Source organism: Kribbella sp. NPDC056861 (genome assembly GCF_040687575.1).
Lineage (GTDB): Bacteria > Actinomycetota > Actinomycetes > Propionibacteriales > Kribbellaceae > Kribbella.
On record NZ_JBFBNQ010000006.1, the window covers coordinates 171,450 to 189,449 of the forward strand.

Below are 18,000 nucleotides of genomic sequence, written 5' to 3' on the forward strand. Positions count from 1 at the left end.
GCAGAACCGGCCGCCGCCGCGGCGGGCACGTCGTTGGGGGCCGTGACCGCTTTCGCCGCCGACAACGCGCAGTACACGCTCAGCGCCGGTACGGCGAAGGTCCGGGTCGTGTTCGTCAAGGACGACGTGTTCCGGCTCTGGCTGGCCCCGGATGGTACGTTCACCGACCCGGCCAACACCCCGCCGACCGACCCGACGGCGCCGGCCTCGAACATCGTCGCCAAGACCGACTACCCGAAGCCCGCCACCAACTGGGCCGACAAGGGCAGCTACTACTCGCTGACCACCGGCAAGATCGAGGTACGGGCCAACAAGTCGCCGCTGCGCTTCTCGCTCTACCGCGCGAACGGCGAGCAGGTCTGGTCCGAGACCGCGCCGCTGACCTGGACCGACAGCTCGGCCAGCCAGTCGCTGAGCCGCGGCGCCACCGAGCAGTTCTTCGGCGGCGGCATGCAGAACGGCCGGTTCTCGCACCGCGACCAGACCATCACCGTCGCCCGCGACTTCAACTGGGAGGACGGCGGCAACCCGAACGCGTCGCCGTACTACATGAGCACCGCCGGATACGGCGTACTGCGCAACACCTTCGCCCCCGGCAGCTACAGCTTCACCGCTCCCGTCGTCACCAGGCACGACGAGAAGCGGTTCGACGCGTACTACTTCGTCGGCGACCTCAAGACCTCGCTGAACCGCTACACCGAGCTCACCGGCCGGCCCTTCATGCCGCCGATCTACGGACTCGAGTACGGCGACTCGGACTGCTACAACCGCGGTCACTACGCCACCGACCCGGACCCCAGCAACGACTGGAAGGTCAACCCGGACAAGACCACCACGCTGGACGCCGTCAAGGTCGCGCAGAAGTTCCACGACAACGACATGCCCGGCGGCTGGATGCTGGTCAACGACGACTACGGCTGCGGGTACTCCGCCAACACCGAGTCGGAGCAGGTCGATGGCACCTGGTGGGGCAAGCGGGACATCCCCGCGCTCAAGCAGACCGGCGACGAACTGCGCAGCCGCAACATCCAGATGGGCCTGTGGACGCAGTCGTCCCTGGACCGCCAGCCTGCCGAGGTCGGCGACGCAGGGGTTCGCGTACGCAAGCTGGACGTCGCCTGGGTCGGCCCGGGCTACCGCTACGCGCTGAGCGCCTGCGACACCGCCCACGACGGCATCGAGCAGTACAGCAACGCCCGTGGTTACGCCTGGATGGTCGAGGGCTGGGCCGGAGCGCAGCGGTGTGCGGTGCAGTGGACCGGCGACCACAGCGGCTCGCTGGACGCCATCAAGTGGCAGATCCCGGCCATCACCGGTTCCGGGAACTCCGGAATCGCCTACAGCGCGGGCGATGTGGACGGCATCTTCGGCGGCTCCCCGACCAGCTACACGCGGGACCTGCAGTGGAAGGTGTTCAACCCGGCCTTCATGACGATGTCCGGCTGGGCCACCCCGGCGTACAAGCAGCCGTGGACGTACGGCGAGCCGTACACCTCGATCAACCGCAAGTACCTCAAGCTGCGCGAGCGGCTGCTGCCCTACTTCTACTCGTACGCCGCCGAGGCGCACGCGACCGGCGCTCCGCTGAACCGCTCGCTGGTGCTGGAGTACCCGGACGACCCGAAGACCTGGGACGACACCACGAAGTACGAGTTCCTTGCAGGTAAGGAGTTCCTGGTCGCGCCGATGTGGGGCGCCGACGAGGTGAAGAGCGGCATCTACCTGCCCAAGGGAACCTGGGTCGACTACTGGTCCGGCAAGGTCTACCAGGGTCCGACCACAGTCAACGGCTACCACGCGCCGCTCGACACGCTGCCGCTGTTCGTCAAGGCGGGCGCCGTCGTACCGATGTGGAAGAGCGGGATCAATAACGCCGCCGAGCAGGCGTTCGGCGATCGCCTGACCGTCGACGTCTACCCCGAGGGCAAGTCGTCGTTCAGCCTCTACGAGGACGACCGCGTCACCCGGGACTACAAGCAGGCCAAGTCGGCCACGCAACTGCTCGAGGTGACCGCACCCGTCGCCGGTCGTGGCGACGTCAGCGTCAAGATCGGCGCCAGCAAGGGCTCGTACGCCGGCAAGCCGGGCGCGCGTCCCTACGAGCTGACCGTCCACACCGGTACTGCGCCGCGCGAGGTCTCGGTCGACAACGTGCAGCTCAACAAGCAAGCCAGCAAGGCTGCTTACCTCGCTGCCGCCACTGGCTGGTTCTACGAGAACGGCGTGGTGCTCGTGAAGACCGCCTCGATCTCCACCTCGAAGGAGGCTACCGTCCGGCTGAGCGGCACCACCTCAGTCGGTGGCGGCAAGGCAGTCATGGAGTCCACTGGTACTCCGGAGCTCTCCTCGCCGGCCCTGTGGAACGCACCCGGCCAGGCCACCGAGCTGACGGCTACCTTCACCAACCCCAGCGCGACGACCATGCGCGATGTGCGCCTCGCGCTGGACCTGCCGGCCGGCTGGACTGCTACTGGGACCAGCACCTTCGCCAAGGTCGACCCCGGCAAGACCGTCACCACCAAGCTCGCGGTGACGCCCGCGGCCTCGGTCAAGCCGGCCAGCTTCACGCTGCGACTCGACGCGTCGTACCTGGTGCACGAGGACAGCTACCGCAACAGCACGGTCGCGACGGCTCAGCTGCCGTACGGATCGTTGTCCCAGGCAGCGACCGTGGTCGGCATCAGCGACGCGAAGACCTTTGCTCAGGGCAACTTCGATGACTCCGGCAACAGCTTCAACGGCGAGGCCCTGGCCGCGGCGGGGTACACGCCGGGCGCCAAGGTGACCGTCCAGGGCGCCGACTTCACCTGGCCGACCGGAGCACCCGGTACGCCGAACCTGGTGAAGAACCAGTCCGCGCCGATCCTCGTCTCCGGCACCGGGTCGCATCTGGCCCTGCTGGGCGCGGGCGCGAGTCTCAATGCCAAGGGCAACGTGACGATCATCTACACCGACGGCACCGAGTCCCAGGCACCACTGCAGCTGCCGAACTGGTGCTGTCAGGATCCTGCCACCGGCGGCGCGAAGCTCGCCGTCTCTGTTAAGGGCCGGTACACCGCAGCCGGTCTGGCGAATACCACCACGGACTACCGGGTCTTCTACACCGCCGTGGCGCTGACACCGGGCAAGACGGTGAAGGCGATCAAGCTGCCCGGTGGCGGCCTCGGCTTCTTCGCGGCCACCCTGGCGGACAAGCCGTTGCCTCCGGCTCCGACCGGTCAGCCCTGGGTGAGCGACCTGGAATGGGTCGACTCGAGCAACGGCTGGGGTCCGGTCGAGCGGGACAAGAGCAACGGTGAGGACGCGGCCGGTGACGGAGCTGCCCTGACGCTGGCCGGAACGCAGTACGCCAGGGGACTGGGGACGCACGCGCCGTCGTCGGTCACGGTCCGGATCGGCGGCAACTGCACCGGTTTCACCGCCAAGGTCGGGATCGACGACGAGATGGAGGATCGTGGCAAGGTGAGCTTCAAGGTGCTGGTCGACGGTGTGGCGAAGTACACATCGGATCTGCTCACCGGAACGTCGGCCACGGTGCCCGTCAGTGTCGACACGACGGGTGGGCAACTACTGACGCTGCAGGTGACCGATGCCGGCGACGGCGTCACCAGCGACCACGCGGACTGGGCGGAGGCGCGGTTGGTCTGCAAGAACGCCTGACACAGCAGGAGGTTCGGGTGACCGCATCCGACTTTCGGCTGAACTTTCCCTGAGCTACCCCGGAACCCACCTGTCAGCCGTCCCAGGGGACGGTACCGGGTGGGTTCCGGTGGTATCTGGGCCCTCGTCCATGACAAGGTCTGAGCTGGCACCACCGAGCAGCGCCATGGCCCCCTCCCATGGTGGTGCAGACGCCACTGTGGAAGTAGTGCCAACACCATCAGATCTGGTCCCCGCTGACGCTACTTTCGAGGTAGACGAAAGCCGTCGGGGGCAGCAGTTTCAGAGAGGGCGCGTGGGAGTCATGGTTGCGACATACCTGAAGAGATGGGTCGGCAGCCGGGTGCTGAGCCGGACCACCCGCAAAGGTGGTCTGAACCTGTCGAAGATGCGGGTGTTCCCGCGCCAGGTCTCGATGCCGCTGCGCCGCGAGGGTCTCGACCCGGTGCCGGAGCTCGGTGCGATCCGCGAGGTCGAGCCGATGCACAAACTGGCCAACCTGTTCGGGCTGAACGTCTGGATGGTGACCGGCCACGCCGAGGCCAAGGTGGTGCTGGCCGACTCGGTCAACTTCAGCAACGACATCCGGCCGATGATCGGCTCCGACCCGAACAAGCCGTCCGAGGGCATCGGCGGCCTCGGCTTCACCGATCCACCGGACCACACCCGGCTGCGCAAGCTGCTGACGCCGGAGTTCACCAAGCGCCGGCTGGCCCGGCTGGAGCCGATGATCGAGAAGATCGTCAACGACCAGCTGGATCTGATGGAGGCCAAGGGCCCGGTCGCCGACATCGTCGCCGACTTCGCCTTCAACGTGCCGTTCCTGCTGATCGCCGACCTGCTCGGGGTCGAGGAGCAGGACCGCGATCGGTTCCGCGCCCTCGGCCCGGCCCGGTTCGACCTGTCCGGTGGCGGGATCGGTGTGTTCGGCTCGGCCAGCGAGTCGCGCGAGTTCCTGTTCGAGATCGTCGGCAAGCAACGGGCGAACCCCGGTGACGGCCTGATCGGCTCGATCATCCGCGAGCACGGCGACGGCATCGACGACATCGAGCTCGGTGGGCTCGCTGACGGCGTCTTCCTCGGCGGTTACGAGACCTCCGCGAGCATGCTCGCCCTGGGCACCCTGGTGCTGCTGCGCGATCCGGAGAACTTCGCCCGGCTCCGCGACGAACCCGAGTCGGTGGACGCCATCGTCGAGGAACTCCTGCGCTACCTGACAGTTGTCCAGGTCGCCTTCCCCCGGTTCGCCAAGCACGACCAGGAACTGTTCGGCCAGCAGGTGAAGAAGGGCGACCTGGTTGCCGTCTCACTGTCCGGCGCGGACCGCGACAAGGCGGTCTTCGGTGACGACGCGGAGGCGTTCTGGCCGCGCCGCGCTCCGGCCGCCCACCTCGCCTTCGGGCACGGCATGCACCGGTGCGTCGGCGCCGAGCTGGCCCGGATGGAGCTGCGGGCGGCGTTCAGCGCGCTGGCCAACCGCTTCCCCGACCTCTCCCTGGCCGTTTCGGAGGACCAACTCCGGTTCCGTGACTTCTCCATCGTCTACGGCGTCGAGTCGCTGCCGGTCCAGCTGCACGCCGTCGCCACTACCCAGCAAGCAGCCGGCTGACCGTTGGCGTCTTAACCCGGCGGGCTCGTGACAGCGGACCCCGGCGCGGCCACAATGGGCGGTCTCACCTGAACAGCGGGTGACCGAGAGGGAGGGCAGCGATGGAGGCGGCGGTGTTGTCCGCGAGGATCGCAGCGGCCATGACGCTTGCCCAGTCGGGCGGCCACGCCGTCGCGGCAGCCCAGATCGAGGTCATCCGCGCCGAGCTCGGCGGCGTACCGAGCTATGAACTGGCTGCCGCCGAGTACGTCCGTGGAGTGACCGCCCACCACGCCAGCGATGCCGACGAGGCCCTTGCAGCCGTCGAGGAGTGCCTCGCCGTCGCCCGCGCGATCGACGAACCAGGCTGGGAGGCGAACGCGCTCCCGATCCGGGTCATCACCCTGGCCCGCAGCGGTCGCGGCGGCGACACCGTCACCGACCTGGTCGCCGCCGAGCACGCCCTGAGCCGGACGACCGACCCCGGACTCCGCGGCTGGGCCCACACCGGCCTCGGCTACGCGTACGACGTACTGCGGCTGTTCGAGCTCTGCATCCCGCACTACGAGATCGCCGCCGGCAGCGAGGTCGATGTCCTCGACCTGGTCGAATCTCCTGCCATCGACCGGCTCAACCTGGCCGAGACCCACTTGCGCTGGGCTCATGAGCTCGAGCGCCTCGGCGACCCGTCGCAGCAGCACGAGATCGACGACCTGCTCGCGGCGGCCGCCCACTGGTCCCGCGAGGCGGAATTGGTGATCGTCGACGACGAGAGCCAGGAGTACTGGCGGTTGAGCACTCGCATCTGGCTGGCCGCGGCCGCCACGGCGAGCGACCCGGCGGCCGCCGTCGAAGTACTGACCGAATGCCGCGACGAGATCAGCAAACTCGGTGAGACCGAACGGCTGGCCATCGCCGGCGCCTACCTGGCAAGGGCTTTCGCTGCCCAGGGCAACTGGACCGAGGCTCGCGCGGCGGCCGATCGGGCGATCGAGGACCTGATTCCGCTGGCCGATCCGTCGACCCAGGTGCTGGTCCTGCAGACGCGATCCGAGCTTGCCGCCGCGAGCGGCGAACGCGGCGCGACCGCCGCACTCGAGTACGCCCGGTCGGTGGCCCGCGGCTGGTGGAAGGAACGGCAGCGCGCGCTGAACGCAGTACGGCATGCGTTGGTGGCCCATGATCTGTCGGCGCGCCACGACGCCGAGTGGCATGCTGCCCGGCAGGACGCCCTGACCGGGATCGGCAACCGCCGCGCGATGGATGAGCGGCTCACCGCGGCCCGGGACTCCCAGCGCGCGGTGACCTTGCTGGCCATCGATGTGGACGACCTGAAGATCGTGAACGACACCTTCGGGCATGCTTGCGGGGACGAACTGTTGCAACTTATTGCAAACCTGCTGGTAGAACAGGCGCGGGCCACCGATGCCGTGATTCGATCGGGAGGGGACGAGTTCTTCGTGGTGCTGGACCAGCCCGACGCCAAGGGCGGCGCGCAGTTGGCCGAGCGGGTCCGGGCCGCGGTCGCCCTGGTGGCGGCCACGACGGCCAAGCCGTGGCTGCGGAAGCTGAGCGTGAGCATCGGGTACGCCGCGACCGCGGAAGGCGTGGCGGTGGAGTTGCTGATCCCACTGGCGGACAGCCGGCTGTACGAGGACAAGCGCCGTTCCAGGTGAGCGGCGAGCAGGACGAAGAGGAGACTGGGTGCGGGAAACGTCGGGGGTGACCGCTCGGATCGCGGCGGCGATGACGCGCGCCCAATCCGGGAACCAGGCCGGCGCGGCGACCGACATCCGGAAGCTGCTGACCGAGCTCGGGCCGGAGCCGACCAGCGAACGCGCGGCCGCGGAGTACGTCCGGGCGGTCGCCGCGCACTACTCCGCCGACGCCGAGACGGCGCTGGACGCGGTCGACGGCTGTATCCGGGTGTCCCGCGCGATCGAGGAGCCAGGCTGGGAGGCGAACGCGCTCGCGGTCCGGATCGTCACGCTGATCCGCACCGGTGAGGGCGGTGACTCGGTCGCCGACCTGGTCGCCGCCGAGAACGCCCTGGCCAGGACGAAGGACCCGGGGCTGGCGAGCTGGGCACACACCGGGCTGGGCTACGCCTATGACCTGCTGCGGCTGTTCGAGTTGTGCATCCCGCACTTCGAGTTGGCCGCCGCGGCCGACGTGGACCCGCTCGGGCTGCCCGAGTCGCCCGCGATCAACCGGCTGAACCTGGCCGAGTCCAATCTGCGCTGGGCCCACGAGATGGAGCGGCTCGGCGACCCGGACCACGACCAGGAGATCCTGCGCCGCCGCCAGGAGGCGAAGCGCTGGGCCGCCGAGGCGAACGAGGTGATCGTCCGCGCGAACCTGATCGGCTACTGGCCGATGACCGGGCGGATGTGGCTGGCGGCCAGCAACTTCGACGCCGATCCGGCCGAGGCCGCGGTGATTCTGAAGGACTGCCGCGACCAGCTGACCAAGCTCGGCTCGCTGGAGCTGGCCGCGATCGCTGGTGCTTATCTGGCGAAGGCCTATGCGTCCCTTGACCGGCTGGACGACGCGCTGGAGGCCGCCGAGCGGTCCGCGACCGACCTGCCGCCGACCTCCGATCCGCCGGTCGAGGCGTTGGTCCGGCACACCGCAGTGCTGATCGTGGCGGACTCCGGGGATGCGGGAGCCGCCTCGGGGCTGCAGTATGCGCGGGCCATCACCCGTGGCTGGTGGGCCGAACGACTCCGCGGCCTGTACGCCGTACGCAGTGCGCTGGCCACCCACGATCTCTCCGTCCGCCACGACGCCGAGTGGCGGGCGGCCCGCGAGGATCCGCTGACCGGCGTCGGCAATCGCCGGGCTCTGGACGAGCGGATGACCGCGGCGCTCGACTCGGGTCGCTCGATCGCGGTGCTGGCGATCGACGTCGACAACCTGAAGATCGTCAACGACAGTCACGGCCACGCCTGCGGTGACGAGGTACTGCGGCGCGTCGCCCAGCTGCTCAGCGAGCAGTGCCGCGCGGACGACGTGGTCGCGCGAGCGGGTGGGGACGAGTTCGTCGTCGTACTGGACAACCCCGACGACCGCGGCGCCGGCGAACTCGTCGAGCGGATCAAGTTCGCCGCCGAGCGGGTGGCCCGGGGCGCGGTCGAGCCGTGGTTCGCGATGCTCCGGCTGAGCATCGGCCAGGCCAGCAGCACCGACGGCACCTCGGTCAACGATCTGCTGACCGCCGCCGACCGCCGGATGTACGAGGAGAAGCGCCGCCGCCGGGCTACCTCCCCTGCCAACGGGGAGGACGTTTCTCGCTGAACGCCAGCGCGCCTTCCCGAGCGTCCACGGACGCGGAAACCTTGTGGTACAAGGGATCCTGGAGCGCGAAAGCGTCGGCCTCGGTGACCGCGCGGACGATCTGCTGGACGGCAGCCAGCGCGAGCGGGGCGTTGCGGCTGATCCGGGTGGCGAGGGTCAGCGCCGTCGTGAGCGCCGCGCCGTCGGGGACCAGACGATTGACCAGCCCATGACCGAAAGCAGTTGCCGCAGGCATCGGATCGCCGGTGAGCAGCAATTCCATCGCGAGGTGGTGGGGCAGTCGCTGGGGCAGCCGGATCGCGCCACCCTCGCCGGCGATGAGTCCCCGCTGGACCTCAGGCAGCCCGAACTGCGCGGACTCACCGGCGACGATCAGGTCGCACGCCAAGGCCAGCTCGAAGCCGCCGGCGACGGCGTACCCCTCGACGGCCGCGATCAGCGGTTTGGTCCGTGCCCGGCGGGTCAGACCGGCCAGCCCGAGCTGGCCGACCACCGGGATTCCCTCGCTGGGGAAGGCTTTCAGGTCCATCCCGGCGCAGAAGTGGCCACCGGCACCGGTCAGTACTCCGGCGGTGAGTTCGGGGCGCTTCTCCAGGTGATCCAGGGCGACACTCAGCGCCGTCGCGACCTCGCGGTTGATCGCGTTGCGGGCGGCCGGGCGATCCAGCGTCATCACCAGCACGCTGCCCAGGAGTTCGGTCCGGACCGGCCGGAGATCGATGGTCATCGGCGGACCACCGGCAACGATTCCAGTCCGCGCATCACGCGGGACGGCCGCCAGCGCAGCTCGTCGGCCGGAACGGCGAGGCGGAGGTCGCCGAGCCGCTCGAGCAGCATCCGGATCGCGACCGCGCCCTCGATCTTCGACAGCGCGGCGCCGATACAGAAATGCGGCCCGCGACCGAAAGCCAAGTGCTCGTTGGGATCCCGGCGCAGATCGAGCACGTCAGGATCGGCGAACCGGGTCTCGTCCCGGTTGGCCGAGCCGATCAGCAGGCTGACGATGTCGCCGGTCTGGATCAACTGGTCGTGCAGCAGGATCGGCTCCGCGGCCGCCCGGAAGGTGGCATCGCGGACCGGGGAGTCGTAGCGCAGCAACTCGTCGAGCCCGGTGCGGATCAGCGCGGGATCGTCCCGCAGGGCCCGCAACTGGTCGGGATGCCGCAGCAGCGCGAGCATCCCGTTGCCGATCAGGTTGACGGTAGTGTCGTGCCCGACGAGCAGCAGCAGGTACGCCGTACTGATCAGCTCTTCCTCGGTCAGGCTGTCGCCTGCGCCGACCAGGGCGCCGAGCAGGTCGAGCTCGCCGGCCGGGTGGTCGCGCTTGTCCGCCACCAACACGGTCAGGAAGGTGCGGAGCTCGTCGTCGGTGCGATGACCGCTGGCCGGTACCACCGTGTTGGCGAGCATCGTCCGCATCGCGGGGGTGTTCAGGTGCTCCGGGACGCCGAGGATCGTGCAGATCAGGGTGAAGGTCAGCGGCATCGCGAAGTCGTTGATCAGGTCGAGGCCGTCGTCCGGGTCGACCTGGTCGAGCAGCCGGCCGGCGGTCTGCGCGACGAACGGCTCCAGCGCGGCGATCCGGCGCGGGACGAACGCGTTGTTGACGAGTCGCCGCAGCCTGGTGTGCTCGGGCGGATCTGCGTGCACGAGATGCTTGTTGAGCCCGGCCGGGCCCGGCTTGTAGCCCGGGTAGAGGTCGGGATTCTTGCTCAGCCGCTTGTCGGTCAGCAGCAGCCGGACGTCGTCGTACCGGGAGACGGACCAAATGGTGCGGCCCTGGCCTTTGCGCTCGGCGAAGACCGGAGCATGCCGGCGCAGCCAGCGGAAGTAGGGGTAGGGATCGTCGGTCCGGCGGGCGAGCAACTCGGCCGGTGGACCCGCCAGCAGAACGTCGACCATCAGGCGCCCTTCAGTCAGCTTTGGTGACTGAAAGCTACCTCATGATTACCCGTTGTTACCGAAGCTTAGTGACTGAGAAACCCGTCCGTGATCAGGCCGGCGATCTTCGGCAGGTACTCCGCGTGCAGGTCGTCGCGCTCCAGCAGACTCGCCAGCGCATCCAGGATCTGCCCGACGCTCAGCTCGCCGTCGCAGGCGCCGACGAAGCCCGCGAGCACGGTGTCCACCTGTTCGGCCCGGCGCATCCCGCGTTGCCGCCGCAGCACGATCGTCGCCGGGTCCTCGGCGCCCGGCTGCCCGGCCGTCTCCTGCACCAGATCGTCGGCCATCGTCAGGTGCAGCCCGGTCAGGTCGGCAGGCAGCCCCTCGATCCGCTCGAACCGGTCGAGCACGTGCGGCCCGATCGGCTGCTCGATCTCGTACGGCCACTCCTCGGCATGCGTGCTGCCCGCGACGTTGTGCAGGTTGATCCAGCCCATCCCGATCGCCTCGACCTGCTGCTCGTCGAGCCAGCGCAGCCAGGCGTCGTACCGGCTCGGGTACTCCGGCCGCCCGTGCAGGCCGGCGTCGCGCAACCACAGCTCGACGTACTCCGCTGGGTCGAGCTGCTCGCGTTGCACGGCCCAGCTGGACCTGTCGCCGGTCCACTCGGCTATGCGTTCGCGCCAGTCCTGGCCACGGACACAGGTCCAGTTGGCGAGGAGCTGACACCAGCCACCCTCGGTCAGGTGCTGCGGCGCCTGCCGAACCAGTTGCTCGACCACCGCGTCGCCGGCGAAGCCCGTCTCGCGGTAGGTCAGCCGGGCCTCGGCGGCGGGCGGCGCGATCACGTACGGCGGGTTGCTGACGATCAGGTCGAACCGCTCCCCCGCGACCGGCTCGTAGAGACTGCCGTCGCGGACATCGAGCTCGACCCGGTTGAGCGCGGCGGTCCAGCGAGTCAGCTGGAGCGCTCGGGGATTGACGTCGGTGGCCACCAGCCGGCCGATCCGGTCGGCGAGGTGGAGTGCCTGGATCCCGCAGCCGGTGCCGATGTCGAGCGCCTTCTCGGCCTTGATCGGCACGGTCAGCCGGACCAGGCTCAGGCTGGCCGGCGCGATCCCCAGCACGTAGTCCGACCTGATCGGCTGCCGCCGGCCGTCCAGGCCCGGGGTCAGATCGGCGATCACCCACCAGTGCCGCTCGTCCTCGGCGTACGGCCGGATGTCCAGCGCCGCGGCCAGTTGCCGGCCGGTCTGATTGAAGATGCCTAAGGCAACTAATTCGTCGACGGCGCCGGGAAAGGCCTGCGCCGCCGACTCCCTCGGCAGCTCCCGCTGCAGCAGGAAGAGCCTGATCATCGTGTCGAGCGCGTCACCGGAGCCGGTCCGCCGGTAGGCCAGCGTCGTCTCGTTGCGCGCCAACGCGGCGTTGGCCTGCGGCCCCAACCGCTCGGCCACTCCGTCGACCGTGTACTCCGCCGCCTCGAAGGCAGCACGCAACCGGTCGACCAGTTCCACACCCAGCACGTGCACGTCCATTCAGAAGTAGTACGGGGTGGCGGTCTGGAAGACCTCCAGCAGCTTGGCCTTCACCTGGTCGCGATGCGGGATCTGGACGTTCGGGCGCTCGTCGTCGAGCCGGACGCCGTGGTCGACCATCAGGTAGACCACGCGCAGTGTGCGGAGCGTGTTCGAGATCTCCGGCGCGAACCCGGCGGCCGGGACGGTGACGACGGCCCGCAGCGCCGGATCGAGCCAGCCGACCGCGTCGGCCCCGGTCAGGTCCTCGCGGGTCAGCGCGACGCCCAGGGCGAACCCCAGCCGGTCGTCCTCCAGATCACGCAGCACGTACTCCGTCGGCGTCAGGAGCCGCCCTACGCCCAGCCGGAGCATCTGGACGGGCTCGACGGCCTGGACCCGCGCCAGGGCCGCCAGCAGGTCGCTGCCGTGCGCGACGGCGTGCAGCCAGCCGAGCTTGGGGTCGAAGCCGCGCAGATCCTCCTCACCGACGTACCAGCGCTCGAACGGCGGCACCCAGGACGGCTCGAAGACCCCCTGGGAGATGATCGCGTCGAGAATCAGCGGGGCGAAGGTACGAGCCTGGATCTCCGGATCGGCGAACCGGGTCACCATCTCCTCGCCGAGCGCCCGCAGCGCGTCGGCGTCGAGCACCCCTTCGCCGATCCAGGTGGCCAGCGTGGAGTAGGCCTGCCCGTCCCGGACCTGTGGATCGGGCGACCGGAGCATGCCGGACAGCTCGGCCACCAACTCGTCCACCGGACGCCCGGCCGGTACGGCGAACCCGTTCGCGCGGACCTGCGCCCAATCGGTCATGCGCCGAAGGCTAACAAAGGGAACGGCCCGTGGGACATCTGGAAACCAGATGTTCCACGGGCCGTAGCGACCAGGACCCCTCAGCCCGGCCGGGCCTCGCACCGCCTAGCCACCCGGCGGCCGTCTCATCGTCAGGCGTCGCGCTTGTTCGCGGAGAACAGCGCGATGCCCAGCAGCACCGCGGCCCAGGCGGCGAAGTACAGCAGCGCGCCCCACGGGCCGAAGGCGTAGTTGCTGCCGCCCGCGTTCTCGCCGGCGATGCCGAAGTCCTGGCCCTGGTTCAGGAAGGAGCTGGCATTCGCGAACGGCGCGTACTTGGCCATCTCGTCGCCGACCTTCGGGATCAGGCCGAACAGGTTCTCGACCACCAGCGGCCACAGGATCGCGATCGCGATCGCGCCCGCGCTCTGCCGGATCAGGATGCCGATCGCGATCGCGATCACGGCGGACAGGGCGAAGACCAGGCCCTGACCGGCCAGCAGCCGCCACTCGGCGCCGGTGTCGATGGCCAGGTCGGCCGTGCTGGCGAACAGCGAGCCGATGCCCCAAGCGCCGAACGAGGCGACCAGGCCGACGACGCCGGCCAGGAAGGCGACCACGAAGGTCTTGCCGAGCAGCAGCGCGCTGCGCTGCGGGACGGCCAGGAAGCTGGTCCGCAACGTGCCGAACCGGTACTCGGTGGTGACGGCCAGCGCGGCCATCACCATCATCACCATCTGGCTGAGCTGGGCGCCGGGCTGGGTGATGAAGATCGACGCCTGCAGCTCGTCGTCACCCTTGAGGAAACCGGTGGTGAGGGCCGCGAGGCCGATCGTCAGCACCGCGGCGACGATCATGCACCACCACGGGGACCGGGTGGTGAAGAGCTTGATCCGCTCTACCTGAATGACCGACATGTCAGTTGTCCTCCTTCGGCCCAGCGGCCACCTCGGCGCCGGAGACCGGCGGAACCAGGCTCGGGTCCACGACCTCGCCCGTTGCGTCTGTGGCGTGGTACTCGACCGAGTGGCCGGTCATCTGCATGAAGGCGGCCTCCAGCGAGCCGCGCTTCAGCGACAGCTCGTGCAGCACGATGCCCTGGGCCGCGGCGGTCTCACCGATCACGTCGGTGGTGACGTCGCCCTCGACGATCAGCGCCTTGCCCTCGTCGCTGTCCTCGATCCGGGTCTTCAGGCTCTGCTGCTGCAGAACGTTCTGCAGCAGGTCGAGCTGCGGGGTGCGGACCTTGATCGTGGTGCCGCTGGCGCGGTCGACGAACTCGGTCGTGGTGCTCTGCGAGATCAGCTTGCCGCGGCCGATGACGACCAGTTCCTCGGCGGTCAGCGCCATCTCGGACAGCAGGTGGCTGGAGACCAGTACGGTCCGGCCCTCGTCGGCCAGCCGGTGCATGAAGGTCCGGATCCAGACGATGCCCTCGGGGTCGAGACCGTTCACCGGCTCGTCGAAGAGCAGGATCTCGGGGTCGCCCAGCAGGGCGCCCGCGATACCGAGCCGCTGCGACATGCCCAGCGAGAACGCGCCGGCCCGCTTGTTCGCGACCGCGGTCAGACCGACCATCTCGAGCGCCTTGTCGACACTCGACTTGGGCAGCTTGTTCGACGCGGCCATCCAGGCCAGGTGGGCCCGGGCGGACCGGTTCGGGTGCACCCACTTGGCATCCAGCAGCGCGCCGATCTTGGTCAGCGGCTGCCGCAGGTCGCGGTAGTGCTGGCCGTCGATCCGGACGTCACCGGAGGTTGGGGTGTCCAGGCCCAGGATCATCCGCATGGTGGTCGACTTGCCGGCCCCGTTCGGACCGAGGAAGCCGGTCACCTTGCCGGGTTTTACCTCGAAAGAAAGGTTGTCAACGGCAACGGTATGGCCGTAACGCTTGGTGAGGCCTTTTGCCTCGATCATCCCGTACTCCTCGTTCGGTGGCGCGCCAGTGAATTCATGGGCGGGCTGTGCTCGTATCAGTATCGAGGTCTGGCTGGGTCAATACATCGAACCCCGGGCGGACCCGGTGTGTCCCCCCTTAGGTGGATTCTGCCGTCCACCCTGCCGGGGTTGCCATCGGTTAACGCCCTGACCTACCCCCGACCATCGCGTACTCCGGCCGCCCGCGCATCCGACCAAAGTCGACGCTGGTCGGCCGAACGGATCGCCCCGGCCGGAAACGGAGGTGACTTTCAGCTGATGGTTCATTTCGGAAAAGCGGAAAGGCCCGCCGGAGACGAACTCCAGCGGGCCTTTCGGCGTACTGCGTCAGACGATCAGGCAGCGATGTTGGCCGGGGCCGGGGTGTCGGAGATGACCGACTCCCGGCGCTTCGACACGACGACCGCCGCGATGATGATCACCAGCGCGACCAGCGCGATGGCGATCCGCAGGCCGGTGTTGGTGTCCTCACCGATCGACGACATCCCGACGACGGCCGGCGCGATCAGCACCGAGACCAGGTTCATCACCTTGATCAGCGGGTTGATGGCCGGGCCGGCGGTGTCCTTGAACGGGTCGCCCACGGTGTCACCGATGATGGTGGCCTCGTGTGCCGGCGAACCCTTGCCGCCGTGGTTGCCGTCCTCGACCAGCTTCTTCGCGTTGTCCCAGGCGCCACCGGAGTTGGCCAGGAAGACGGCCATCAGGGTGCCGCTGGCGATCGCGCCGGCCAGGTAGCCGGCCAGCGCCGAGGCGCCGAGACCGAAGCCGACCGCGATCGGGGCCGCGATCGCGAGCAGACCAGGGGTGGCCAGCTCACGCAGCGAGTCGCGGGTGCAGATGTCGACGACCTTGCCGTACTCCGGCTTGCCGGTGCCTTCCATGATCCCGGGGATGTCGCGGAACTGGCGACGAACCTCGTAGACCACCGCGCCGGCGGCGCGGCCGACGGCGTTGATGAGCAGTCCGGAGAACATGAACACGACTGCCGCGCCGATGATCAGGCCGACCAGCGTGGACGGGTCGAAGACCAGCGCGTTGGTGTTGAACGCGGCGTCGCCGGCGTCGTTCAGCACCGCGTAGATCGAGTCCGTGTAGGAGCCGAACAGCGCGGTCGCCGCCAGTACGGCGGTGGCGATCGCGATGCCCTTGGTGATCGCCTTGGTGGTGTTGCCGACGGCGTCCAGCTCGGTCAGGATCTGGGCCGCTTCGCCGTCCACGTCACCGGACATCTCGGCGATGCCCTGCGCGTTGTCGGAGACCGGACCGAAGGTGTCCATCGCGACGATGACGCCGACGGTGGTCAGCAGACCGCCACCGGCCAGCGCGATCGCGAACAGCGCGAGCACACCGGAACCGCCGACCAGGAAGGCGCCGTAGACAGCGGCGGCGATCACCAGCGCGGTGTAGACGGCCGACTCGAAGCCGACCGAGATGCCCGACAGGATCACGGTCGCGGCGCCGGTCAGCGAGGTCCGGCCGACGTCCTGCACCGGCTTGTCCTCGGTACCGGTGAAGTAGCCGGTCAGCGCCAGGATGATGGCGGCCAGCACGATGCCGATGATCACCGAGACGGTGGCGATCACCCGGGGGTCACCGTCCTGCGCGGCGATCTTCTCGGTCGCGCCGGTCAGGTCGCCGAACTTGCTCGGCAGGTAGGCGAACGCCGCCACCGCGCACAGGATGGCCGAGATCGCCGCCGAGATGTAGAACGCCCGGTTGATCGTCCGCAGACCGTTCTCGCCGGCCCGCGGCTTGGTCAGGAAGACGCCGATAACCGCGGTGACCGCGCCGATGGCCGGCACGATCAGCGGGAAGATCAGGCCCTGCTCGCCGAAGGCGGCCTTGCCCAGGATCAGCGAGGCGACCAGCATCACGGCGTACGACTCGAACAGGTCGGCAGCCATACCGGCACAGTCACCGACGTTGTCGCCCACGTTGTCGGCGATCGTCGCGGCGTTGCGGGGGTCGTCCTCGGGGATGTTCTGCTCGACCTTGCCGACCAGGTCCGCGCCGACGTCGGCGGCCTTGGTGAAGATGCCACCGCCGACCCGCATGAACATGGCCAGCATGGCGGCGCCGAAGCCGAAGCCCTCGAGCACCGTCGGGGCGTCACCCTTGAACAGCAGCACCACCAGGGCGGCGCCGAACAGGCCGAGGCCCACCGTCGCCATACCCACGGTGCCACCGGTCCGGAACGCGACCCGCATGGCGGGCTCGCGGCCTTCGGACCGGGCGGCCGCGGCGACGCGGACGTTGGCCCGGGTCGCGAGCCACATGCCCAGGTAGCCGATGGCGGCCGAGAAGCCCGCACCGACCAGGAAGAAGACCGACCGGAAGATCTTCAGCGTGGTCTCGCCGCCGCCGTCACTGTGCACAGGCAACAGGAACAGCAGCAGGAACGCGACCACGGCGAAGATCGACAGCGTCTTGAACTGCCGGGACAGATAGGCTGAAGCGCCCTCCTGCACCGCCAACGCGATCGTCTTCATGTTCTCGGTGCCCTCATCGGCGGCAAGCACCTGGCGGCGGAACACCATCGCGATCGCGACCGCGAAGATCGCGATCACTCCGACGACGATGACCAGCGTGGTGTTGCTCGACGAGAGATCCACCGCTTGTACAGCAAGCAGCCGGGACATCCGTCCTCCTTGTAGGCAACCCTCAGGACTGACGGCTCCCGTACTGCCGTGGCCGTTGGGTTGAGAATTACGACAAAAGCGCCATAGGCCTGGCGCGGTGGGTCACTCTAACGGGTAAACGACCAGACCTGCCGACAGGGTGGTCTACGCCATACCCGGTGCGGACGGAAAGCAGTTCACCCTCGGTGATCGCGGAGACACCTTTTCGGCTTGCCCGCGATCGGGTCCGGCTCGCCTCAGATGGCCGAGGCGACGTCCGGATGGATCTCGAACACCTTGGTCAGGCCGGTGATCCGGAAGATCTTGAGCAACCGCTCCTGGGTACAGACCAGCGACAGTGAGCCGTCGTGGGTCCGCACCCGTTTCAGCCCGCCGACCAGCACGCCGAGGCCGGTGGAGTCCAGGAACTCCACTCTTTCCAGGTCGACGACCAGGTCGTAGTGACCCCCGTCGACCAGTGTGACGATGGTTTCGCGGAGCTTCGGCGCGGTGTAGACGTCGATCTCCCCACCCACCTCGACGACGGTGCGCCCACCCTCTGTGCGCGTCGTCAGCGACAGATCCACTTCGGCCTCCGATCCCGTGAACTGTTGCATTCAACCATGTACGGACCGTGAGAGGGGCCGTGAGCGAAAACTCTTTCATTTCGGTGCATCCCGCGTCGAGTCGGCCGTCCAAA

12 protein-coding genes are annotated in these 18,000 nt (G+C 68.8%); 4 read left to right on the plus strand and 8 right to left on the minus strand.

Annotated features, from left to right (window positions below):
* The first annotated feature begins 42 nt into the window (after window positions 1-42).
* The 4 genes from AB0P21_RS29020 to AB0P21_RS29035 all read left to right on the plus strand — a co-directional run bounded on the left by AB0P21_RS29020 (window position 43) and on the right by AB0P21_RS29035 (window position 8,545).
* On the plus strand, window positions 43-3,660 hold the full coding sequence (locus AB0P21_RS29020; RefSeq protein WP_363700398.1) for an NPCBM/NEW2 domain-containing protein: 3,618 nt from the start codon (window positions 43-45) through the stop codon (window positions 3,658-3,660).
* Between the two features lie 304 nt (window positions 3,661-3,964).
* Window positions 3,965-5,269 carry a cytochrome P450 gene (locus tag AB0P21_RS29025; protein ID WP_363700399.1) on the plus strand — a complete coding sequence of 435 codons (1,305 nt, stop codon included), beginning with the start codon at window positions 3,965-3,967 and terminating at the stop codon, window positions 5,267-5,269.
* Window positions 5,270-5,409: 140 nt separating this feature from the next.
* Complete coding sequence (locus AB0P21_RS29030) at window positions 5,410-6,924, plus strand: GGDEF domain-containing protein (protein ID WP_363700400.1); 1,515 nt, start codon at window positions 5,410-5,412, stop codon at window positions 6,922-6,924.
* 28 nt (window positions 6,925-6,952) lie between these two features.
* On the plus strand, window positions 6,953-8,545 hold the full coding sequence (locus AB0P21_RS29035; RefSeq protein WP_363700401.1) for a GGDEF domain-containing protein: 1,593 nt from the start codon (window positions 6,953-6,955) through the stop codon (window positions 8,543-8,545).
* Here AB0P21_RS29035 and AB0P21_RS29040 read toward each other — a convergent pair.
* From AB0P21_RS29040 to AB0P21_RS29075, 8 genes are all read right to left on the minus strand, one after another.
* The gene (locus AB0P21_RS29040) at window positions 8,508-9,272 is read right to left on the minus strand and encodes a crotonase/enoyl-CoA hydratase family protein (protein WP_363700402.1); all 765 of its coding nucleotides are present in this window, start codon (window positions 9,270-9,272) and stop codon (window positions 8,508-8,510) included. The genes AB0P21_RS29035 and AB0P21_RS29040 overlap by 38 nt on opposite strands.
* Window positions 9,269-10,447: a cytochrome P450 gene (locus tag AB0P21_RS29045; protein ID WP_363700403.1), complete on the minus strand. Its 1,179-nt coding sequence runs from the start codon at window positions 10,445-10,447 to the stop codon at window positions 9,269-9,271. The genes AB0P21_RS29040 and AB0P21_RS29045 overlap by 4 nt, the downstream gene beginning before the upstream one ends.
* A 65-nt stretch (window positions 10,448-10,512) precedes the next feature.
* Complete coding sequence (locus AB0P21_RS29050) at window positions 10,513-11,967, minus strand: class I SAM-dependent methyltransferase (protein WP_363700404.1); 1,455 nt, start codon at window positions 11,965-11,967, stop codon at window positions 10,513-10,515.
* Entirely contained in the window at window positions 11,968-12,762 is a 795-nt protein-coding gene (locus AB0P21_RS29055; protein ID WP_363700405.1) for a DUF2785 domain-containing protein, read from the minus strand. It abuts the gene before it with no gap.
* A 131-nt stretch (window positions 12,763-12,893) separates the two neighbouring features.
* Window positions 12,894-13,658 carry an ABC transporter permease gene (locus AB0P21_RS29060; RefSeq protein ID WP_363700406.1) on the minus strand — a complete coding sequence of 255 codons (765 nt, stop codon included), beginning with the start codon at window positions 13,656-13,658 and terminating at the stop codon, window positions 12,894-12,896.
* 1 nt (window position 13,659) lies between these two features.
* Window positions 13,660-14,658, minus strand: coding sequence for an ATP-binding cassette domain-containing protein (locus AB0P21_RS29065; protein WP_363700407.1), 999 nt, complete (start codon window positions 14,656-14,658; stop codon window positions 13,660-13,662).
* A 356-nt stretch (window positions 14,659-15,014) separates the two neighbouring features.
* Window positions 15,015-17,321 (minus strand): sodium-translocating pyrophosphatase, encoded by a 2,307-nt coding sequence (locus AB0P21_RS29070; RefSeq protein WP_363700408.1) that lies wholly within the window; start codon window positions 17,319-17,321, stop codon window positions 15,015-15,017.
* Window positions 17,322-17,557: 236 nt separating this feature from the next.
* Window positions 17,558-17,887: an STAS domain-containing protein gene (locus AB0P21_RS29075; protein WP_333486527.1), complete on the minus strand. Its 330-nt coding sequence runs from the start codon at window positions 17,885-17,887 to the stop codon at window positions 17,558-17,560.
* Window positions 17,888-18,000: the final 113 nt, after the last annotated feature.